We start from the raw sequence: 8,303 nt of genomic DNA, 5'->3' as shown, positions 1-8,303 counted from the left end.
CGAGTCCCTGGCTGCGTCCGGCGGGGGCCCCGGTGACCGTGATCGCCCACCGGGGCGCCTCCTCGGCCGCCCCGGAGAACACCCTGGTCGCCGGCGAGGTGGCCCGCCGCGGGACCGGGGGGCGGGCGAGTGAGGGTCTCTCATGACCGCCCACCCTACGGGGAGACGGACCCGCCGGGCCGAAGCGGGGGACGGCGTTCCGCGTCGCGCCGCGCGGCGGCGAGAACGCGTTTGCTTTTCGCTCGGGCGTTCTGGAACCCTCCGTTCGACTTGTCGACCCAGGAGTAACGGAGACAACCCCACATGCCCACAAGGCGCATACGCCGCACGTGGCTCACGGCCGTCGCGACGGCCTCGCTCGCGTTCACCTGCCTCGCGGCACCCGCCCGGGCGGAGGACGTTCCGCCTGCCGCCCCGCAGAGCTGGATCCAGGAGCCCCGCACCACCGAGGCGACCGCCTCGCCGTTCGGCACGCGCGCGTGGACGGAGCCCGGCGGCGCCGCCTCCCCGGGCGACTTCACGATGGCGCCCGGCGCGCTGAACGCCGAGACCACCAAGCGGGTGGCCCGACTCGACTCCGTCCTGCCCAAGTCGGGCGTCCAGAACCTGCTGACCGCGGCCAACCGGACCGTCCAGCCCTGGTGCTCCCGCGACCCCTTCGGCACCGCCCCCGACCCGGACATCAAGTACTGCCTGCAGAGCGACGACTCCGTCTCGCAGGAGTGGATCCCGCAGGGCATGACCGGCGTCTCCGACGCCAAGATCAACGAGCTGTGGGGCGAGGCCGGCAACATCCAGCTCTTCGCCTCCTACGACGGCTGGGACCCCGGCCGCGAGAACGACCCGCTCCCCACGGCCGGCGACTGCACCACCGCCGAACTGGAGGCGAACGACGCCTGCAACCAGAAGGGCGTCCGCATCACCTTCGTGCAGAGCCGCACCAACCCGGCCACCGGCACGCCCGAGGTCAAGTACCGTCACGTGCTGCTCGGCTGGACCTACGTGAACTCGGCCGACCACGTCTCCTTCGACGGCCTGCACGCCGCCGAGTACCCGATCCAGAAGGGCGTCCACGCCGGCGGGATCGTCTGGTACGGCAACTACCTCTACGTCGCGGACACCCGCAACGGCCTGCGCGTCTTCGACATGCGCACCATCATGGACCTGGACCCGGACGGCGACCCCAAGACGCACGACGCGATGGGGGCCGACTCGGACGGTGTGAAGACCACCGCCAACGTCGAGGACAAGACCAAGGTCGGCCGCCACGACAACGTCTGGTACAGCTTCGGCTACCGCTACGTCATGCCCCAGGTCGCCGCCTGGAAGTTCAAGGCGAGCCAGACCAACCCCAAGGGCTCCTACGCCTGCGTCTCCACCGGGGCGCCCAAGGCCTCGTACATCTCGCTCGACCGCAGCACCGCGCCGGACCGGCTGATCATGGGAGAGTACTGCCGTCCCGAGAGCGGCTACCCGTCCACCGGCCGCATCGCCTCCTTCCCGGTGGCGGCCCTGGAGGGCCGCTCGGCCGATGTCCCCGCCCAGGGCTGGGCGAACTACCTGCCCCTGACCAACGGCGGCGCGCAGGGCGCGGCGGTGAACGGCGGCACCCTCTACCTGAACGAGTCGAAGGGCACCGACGAGCCCGGCAACCTCTGGCGCCACACCTGGGACACCAGCGGACGGCTCGTCCCGTCCGGACAGCCCGTCAAGACCGCCCGCGGCGCCGAGGACCTCTACGTCGAGCGCGGCACGGGCCGGCTCTGGTCCCTCTCCGAGCACCGGCCCGGCCAGGCCGCCGACTGCAAGGCGAACCGCGCCCCCGGTGACCCGGACGGGACGGACTACTGCCAGCGCGTGCTCTACGGGCACAAGCTGAGCTGGCTCGACGCCCAGCCGTAGCGGCACACGGGAAGGCCGTACCGGACCACCGGCACGGCCTTCCCGCACGAGAGGGTCAGGCGTCGGGAGCCAGCAGCTCACCCGTCCGCGCCACCCGCGCGTACCACCGGGCGCTGGACTTCGGCGTCCGTTCCAGGGTGTCGTAGTCCACCCGGACCGCGCCGAAGCGCTTCGCGTAGCCGTACGCCCACTCGAAGTTGTCGAGCAGCGACCACAGGAAGTAGCCGCGGACGTCCGCCCCGTCCTCGATCGCCCGGTGCACCGCCTCCAGATGCGCGTGCACATAGGCGGCCCGCTCCGGGTCGTGCACCGAACCGTCCGGGGACACCACGTCCTCGTACGCCGCCCCGTTCTCGCTGATGACCAGCGGAAGACCGGGGTACGCCGCCGACACCCGGGTCAGCAGGTCGTACAGCGCGCTCGCGTCCACCGGCCAGCCCATCGCCGTCCGCTCGCCCGGGGCCCGGTGGAAGGCGACCGAGTCCGAGCCGGGCCAGGGCGAGTGGTCGCTGTTGCCGTGCCCGTCGTCCTGCGGCTTCTCCGCCCCCTCCGGGACGTGGGAGACCAGCGTGGGCGTGTAGTAGTTGATCGCCAGCAGGTCCAGCGGCTGCCGTACGACCGCGGTGTCCCCGTCCGCCACGAACGACCAGTCGGTGACCTGCGCGGTGTCCCGGATCAGGTCCTCGGGGTACGCGCCCTCCAGCATCGGGCCCAGCCAGATCCGGTTGCCGACCGCGTCGATCCGGCGGACCGCGTCCAGGTCCTCGGCCGACCGCGTCAGCGGACGTACCTCGTGCAGGTTGAGCGAGACCGCGATCTGCCGGTCGGCGGGCAGCGCGGAGCGGAGCGCCTGGACCGCCAGACCGTGCCCGAGGTTGAGGTGGTGCGCGGCGCGCAGCGAGGCCACCGGGTCCGTCCGGCCCGGGGCGTGCACCCCGGAGCCGTACCCCAGGAAGGCGCTGCACCAGGGCTCGTTCAGGGTGGTCCAGCGGGTCACCCGGTCACCGAGGGCGTCGGCGACGATCCCCGCGTACTCGGCGAACCGCTCGGCGGTGGCACGCTCGGGCCAGCCCCCCGCGTCCTCCAACTCCTGCGGCAGGTCCCAGTGGTAGAGGGTGAGGGCCGGTTCGATGCCGGCGTCGAGCAGCTCGTCGACGAGGGCCCGGTAGAAGTCCAGGCCCTTCTGGACCGCCGGACCGCGCCCGGTGGGCTGGACGCGGGACCAGGAGACGGAGAACCGGTAGGCGTTCAGGCCGAGTTCGGACATGATGCCGACGTCTTCGCGGAACCGGTGGTAATGGTCCACGGCCACGTCGCCGGTGTGCCCCTCGAAGACCCTGCCGGGGGTGTGCGAGAAGGTGTCCCAGATGGACGGGGTACGGCCGTCCTCGGCCGCCGCTCCCTCGATCTGGTACGCGGCGGTGGCCGCGCCCCAGAGGAAGCCGGACGGGAACGAGCGGGTGGCGGTGAGCGGCCGGATTTCGGACGCGGTCATAGGAGGGGGCTCCCAACGCGGTTGCGGGGTCGGTACGTTCGAGAGTTCGAGACGTGCGGAAGAAGGACCGGGGGCGCCGGGTTCAGCTCTTGACGGCGCCGGCCGTGATGCCGCCCACGATGTGCTTGCCGAGGAAGGCGAAGACCAGCAGGAGCGGCACGGTGGAGATGAGCGCGCCGGTCAGCACGACCGCGTGGTCCACCGTGTGGTTGCCCGCTCCGAGCCCGGCCAGCGCCACCTGGAGGGTGGGGTTGCCGTCCGGGGTGAGGGCGATGAAGGGCCAGAAGAAGTCGTTCCAGGCCTGGACGAAGACCAGCATGCCGAGGACGGCCATCGCGGGCCGCGCCACCGGGAACACCACGTGCCAGATGATCCGGAGGCTGTGTGCGCCGTCCATCCGGGCGGCCTCGACCAGCTCCACCGGCAGCGCCTCGATCAGGAACTGGCGCATGAAGAACACGCCGAACGCAGCGACCAGCGAGGGCAGCACGACCGACTGGAGCTGGTCGAACCAGCCGAGGTCGGTGATGATCTGGTACAGCGGGATCACGCTGAGCTGCGGCGGGATCGTCATGGTGGCCACCACCAGGGAGAGCAGCATGCCCCGGCCCCGGAACGGCAGTTTGGCGAAGGCGAATCCGGCGAGCGTGGAGAACAGCACGGTGGACAGGGCCACCAGACTCGCCACGACGGTGGTGTTGATCAGTGCCTCGCCCATGTCGACCTGGTTCCAGGCGAAGGAGAGGTTGTCGAGGAGGCGGTTGCCGGGCAGCAGCGGCGCCGGGGCCTCCACCACCCGCTCGCCGCTGTGCGAGGCGGCGACCAGGTTCCAGTACAGCGGGAAGAGCGAGACGAACGCGGCCACGACGAGCAGCACGTAGGTCAGCGGTCCGGCGTGGTGCTGGCGGCCGGCGGTCCTCCCGAGGCGGCGACCGGTGCGGCCGGCCCCCGGTGCGTCGGCCGGGCTCCTGCCGCCGGCCGGGCTTCTGTCGAGTGTCTGCGCCATGAGGTCAGCCCCCCAGCTTCTTGCGGTTGTGGCGGGAGACGAGGGCCTGCACGCCGCCGACGAGCAGCAGGAGCAGCAGCATCACCCAGGCGATCGCCGAGGCCTGGCCCAGGGCGCCGGTCACCCAGCCCTTCTCGTACATCAGCAGGCTCAGCGTCTGGAACTGGTTGCCGCTGCCGCCGCTGATCCCGACGCTGCCGCCGAAGAGCATGGGCTCGCCGAACAGCTGGGTGGCGCCGATGGTGGAGACGACGACGGTGAAGAGGATGGTCGGCCTGATCGACGGGATGGTGACGCTGACGAACTGGCGCCAGCGCGACGCCCCGTCGAGCGACGCCGCCTCGTACAGGTCCTGCGGCACGGCCTGCATGGCGGCCAGGTAGATCAGCGCGTTGTAGCCGGTCCAGCGCCAGATGACGATCGCCGAGATGGCGATCTGCGCGGGCCACTTGGAGGACTCCCAGTTCACCGGGTCGATCCCGACCCAGCCGAGGACGCCGTTGATCATCCCGTAGTCGGTGTTGAACAGCTGCGCGAAGACCAGGGTCGCCGCGGCGATCGAGGTGGCGTACGGCGCGAGGATCGCGACCCGGAAGAAGCCCCGGCCGCGGAGCTTGTAGTGGAGGAGGTGGGCCAGGCCCAGCGCCATGAGCAGCTGGGGGACGGTCGAGATGACCCCGATGGTGAAGGTGTTGAAGAGCGCGTTCCAGAAGAACTCGCTGGTCGCCAGGTCGGTGTAGTTCTCCAGGCCCTTCCAGCTCGGGTCCCCGCCGAGCTCCACCCGGTTGAGCGAGAGCCAGCCGGTGTAGATCAGCGGGAAGAGGCCGAAGGCGGCGAACGTGAGGAAGAAGGGGGTGACGAAGACGTACGGGATCGCCTTGATGTCCCAGCGGTAGAGCGTGCTGCGCCAGCCGGGGGAGCGGCGGCCGCGCGGGCCGGGGGAGGAGGGCCGCAGCACCGCACGCATCGACCCTGGAAGGACGCCCCCGTGGCCACCTCCGTCCGGCCTCGCCCGAACGGAGGTGGCCACGGGGGCGTCCTTCCAGGGTCGATGCGTGCGGTGCTGCGGACGGTGCCGGCCCGCCGCGCGTCGCGGGCGGCGGACCGGCTGGTGTCCCCGCTACTGGTCGATCTTGTCGTCGACCAGCTTCTTGACGTTCTCCCAGGCCTTGGCCGGGTCGGTGCCGCGCTGCTCGATGTCGAGGATGCCGTTGTCGGTGAGGAAGGTCTTGACCTGGCCGTCGTAGCGGCTGATCGAGGCCGGGGTGATCCCGGAGGCGGCGCTGGAGAAGATCTTGCCGACGGGGGTGTCACCGAAGTAGGGGAGCTTCGCCTCCTGGACCGCCGAGGAGGTGAGCGTGTCCTTGGACGAGGGGATGTTGCCGTTGACCGCGAAGACCTTCGCGTGCTGGGCCGGAGCCGTCAGCCAGGCGGCCAGTTCGGCGGCCTCCTTGGTGTGCTTGCCCGCCTTGGGCACCGCGAGGAAGGAGCCGCCCCAGTTGCCGGCGACCGGCGGCGCGGCGATGTCCCACTTGCCCTGGTTGGCGGGGCCGGCTTGGTCCTTGATGATGCCGGTCATCCAGCTGGGGCAGGCGACGGTGGCGAACTTCGAGTTCTTGAAGGCCGCGTTCCAGGTGCCCTTCTCGTCGAACTGGCGCAGCTTGGCGGTCAGTCCGCCCCGGGCGGCCTTGACCGCGGTGTCCCAGGCGTTCTTCACGCCGGGGCTGTTCTCCCAGTCGAGCTTGCCGCCGGCGTCGGCGTACTGCACCGGGTCGCTGGAGACCACGGCGTTGAAGAGGCCGCTCGCCGAGTCGTGGAAGGCCGTGCCGGCGGGCGCCGCGGCCTTGTACTTCTCGCCGGTCGCGAGGAACTTGGCCCAGTCGCCGGACCAGAGCTTGCCGACGGCCTCGCGCTCGGTGGGCAGCTTGGCCTTGGCGAAGAGGTCCTTGTTGTAGCAGATGGCCATGGGGCCGATGTCGGTGCCGAGGCCGATGACCTTGCCGTCGCCGGTCGTCGCCTGCTTGACCTTCCAGTCCAGGAAGGCGTCGATCCTGGCGCCGCCCTCCTTGCCGAGGTCGACCCACTTGTTCGCCATGGCCGGGCCGGTCGCCTCGGCGACGTAGCCCACCTCGACGGCCTGGATGTCCGCGACGCCGCTGTTCTGCGCGAGACGCAGCTTCAGGGTGTCCCAGTACTTCTGGCCGTCCGAGACGTTCGACTCCTCGATCTTGATGTTCGGGTGGAGCCGCTCGTACTCGGCGTAGAGCTTCGCGCCGGTCTTGTCGTCGTAGCCGAACGAACCGAAGGTCCCGATCCGCAGCGTGATCTTCTCGGTGCCGCCGCCCTTGCCGCCGCCGTCGTCGTCGCTGCCGCAACCGGTGAGCAGGGCCGTGCCGGTCACGACGGCGGCGACCGCCGCGATCGCCGCACGGCGTCCGCGTCTGCTGCTGGAAGTGCGCATTCCACTCTCCTCGTCCAAGGTGGTGCTCGTTGTGCGCCCAGAGGCCCGGCCGGCTGATCGCGGCTCGGCGGCGCCCGCCAGGACTCGATGCAAGGTTGTGTGCGTCTCGTACGTACGTCGTTTCGTGCGTACGACTCGTGTGGTGTCTCGTGTGTACGTCTCGTGCGGTGCCTGGGTGGGAGCGCTCCCACGTCGTTGCCGGAAGGTTGCTGCCTGGCGGGTGCGAGTGTCAAGACATGAACACGGATTCGTTACCGGAAGGTTTTCCCGGGGTTTCACGGACCTGGGCGGGGCCCGTCACGTCATCTCCTGAACGCACGTCATGGCGCGGGGGCGGGATCCTGGACTAGTGTGGGAGCGCTCCCATCGGCTGGGTCCTCCCGCCGGAGCGCTGGTGAGCTGCACGAAGACCTACGAGGGGAGTTCGGGAGCGGTGAACGGACGGCAGAGCGGCAGACCCACCCTGGAGCAGGTCGCGGCCAGGGCCGGGGTCGGCCGGGGCACGGTCTCCCGGGTGATCAACGGCTCCCCCCGGGTCAGCGAGCGGACCAGGACGGCCGTCGACCGGGCCGTCGCCGAACTCGGCTACGTCCCCAACCAGGCCGCCCGCGCCCTCGCCGGCAGCCGTACGGACGCGATCGCGCTGGTCATCCCCGAGGTCGAGGCCCGCCTCTTCGCCGAGCCGTACTTCCTCGACCTCATCCGCGGGGTCAGCGCCGAACTCGCCGAGGCCGACAAGCAGTTGCTGCTCACCCTGGTCCGCAGCGAGCAGGAACGGCAGCGCTTCGAGCAGTACCTGACGGCCCAGCGCGTCGACGGCGTCCTGCTCGCCTCGGTCCACGGGGACGATCCGCTGCCCGACCGGATCCGGGAACTGGGGCTGCCGGTCGTCATGAACGGCCGCCGCACGGAGGCGGAGCCCGTCCCGTACGTCGACTCCGACAACATCGGCGCCGGGCGCATGGCGGTCGCCCACCTCGTGGGGCGGGGGCGGACCAGGATCGCGACCGTCACCGGCCCCCTCGACATGTACGTGGCACGGGCCCGGCTCGGCGGCTACCGCGCGGGCCTCGCGGAGGCCGGACTCGCCCCCGACGAAGGGCTGGTCGCGACGGGCGACTTCACCGAGGAGGGCGGTCGGCGGGCGATGCGCCGGCTGCTCGACCGCAGCCCCGACCTGGACGCCGTCTTCACCGCCTCCGACGTCATGGCGGCCGGGGCGCGCGCCGCCTTGCGGGAGGCCGGCCGCCGGGTCCCCCGGGACGTCGCGCTCGTCGGGGTCGACGACTCGCCGGTGGCGCGGCTGATGGACCCGCCGCTGACGAGCGTGCGGCAGCCCATCGAGGAGATGGGCCGCACGATGGCGCGGATGCTGATCCGGGAGATCCAGGGGATCGAGGCGGAGCCAGGGGAGCCCCGCCGGCACGTGCTGCCGACGG

Annotated in this window: 6 protein-coding genes; 2 read left to right on the top strand and 4 right to left on the bottom strand. The window is 71.2% G+C overall.

Annotated features, from left to right (window positions below; translation table 11 throughout):
- Window positions 1–303: 303 nt before the first annotated feature.
- Window positions 304–1,902: a hypothetical protein gene (locus EAO70_RS07675; RefSeq protein WP_148002260.1), complete on the top strand. Its 1,599-nt coding sequence runs from the start codon at window positions 304–306 to the stop codon at window positions 1,900–1,902.
- 55 nt (window positions 1,903–1,957) lie between these two features.
- On the opposite strand, the gene EAO70_RS07670 is transcribed toward EAO70_RS07675, so the two are convergent.
- The 4 genes from EAO70_RS07670 to EAO70_RS07655 form a co-directional block, all read right to left on the bottom strand.
- Window positions 1,958–3,397 carry a GH1 family beta-glucosidase gene (locus tag EAO70_RS07670; protein ID WP_148002259.1) on the bottom strand — a complete coding sequence of 480 codons (1,440 nt, stop codon included), beginning with the start codon at window positions 3,395–3,397 and terminating at the stop codon, window positions 1,958–1,960.
- Window positions 3,398–3,479: 82 nt separating this feature from the next.
- Window positions 3,480–4,403 carry a carbohydrate ABC transporter permease gene (locus EAO70_RS07665; RefSeq protein WP_187283781.1) on the bottom strand — a complete coding sequence of 308 codons (924 nt, stop codon included), beginning with the start codon at window positions 4,401–4,403 and terminating at the stop codon, window positions 3,480–3,482.
- Window positions 4,404–4,407: 4 nt separating this feature from the next.
- The gene (locus EAO70_RS07660) at window positions 4,408–5,370 is read right to left on the bottom strand and encodes a carbohydrate ABC transporter permease (protein WP_148002262.1); all 963 of its coding nucleotides are present in this window, start codon (window positions 5,368–5,370) and stop codon (window positions 4,408–4,410) included.
- A gap of 153 nt (window positions 5,371–5,523) precedes the next feature.
- Window positions 5,524–6,864 (bottom strand): ABC transporter substrate-binding protein, encoded by a 1,341-nt coding sequence (locus tag EAO70_RS07655; RefSeq protein WP_148002258.1) that lies wholly within the window; start codon window positions 6,862–6,864, stop codon window positions 5,524–5,526.
- 433 nt (window positions 6,865–7,297) lie between these two features.
- On the opposite strand from EAO70_RS07655, the gene EAO70_RS07650 reads away from it, so the two are divergent.
- On the top strand, window positions 7,298–8,303 hold a 1,006-nt coding region (locus EAO70_RS07650; RefSeq protein WP_148002261.1), incomplete at its 3' end, for a LacI family DNA-binding transcriptional regulator.

Origin of the sequence: Streptomyces sp. adm13(2018) (genome assembly GCF_008042145.1) — a bacterium.
In the GTDB taxonomy this organism is placed as follows: domain Bacteria; phylum Actinomycetota; class Actinomycetes; order Streptomycetales; family Streptomycetaceae; genus Streptomyces.
The sequence above is the reverse complement of the archived record's forward strand: the minus strand, read 5'-3'. Positions and strand labels throughout refer to the sequence as shown.

Bases quoted from the DNA above. Each gene is read 5' to 3' on its own strand.
- EAO70_RS07675 (WP_148002260.1), top strand. From the start codon at position 304: ATGCCCACAAGGCGCATACGCCGCACGTGGCTCACGGCCGTCGCGACG.
- EAO70_RS07670 (WP_148002259.1), bottom strand. From the start codon at position 3,397: ATGACCGCGTCCGAAATCCGGCCGCTCACCGCCACCCGCTCGTTCCCG.
- EAO70_RS07665 (WP_187283781.1), bottom strand. From the start codon at position 4,403: ATGGCGCAGACACTCGACAGAAGCCCGGCCGGCGGCAGGAGCCCGGCC.
- EAO70_RS07655 (WP_148002258.1), bottom strand. From the start codon at position 6,864: ATGCGCACTTCCAGCAGCAGACGCGGACGCCGTGCGGCGATCGCGGCG.
- EAO70_RS07660 (WP_148002262.1), bottom strand. From the start codon at position 5,370: ATGCGTGCGGTGCTGCGGCCCTCCTCCCCCGGCCCGCGCGGCCGCCGC.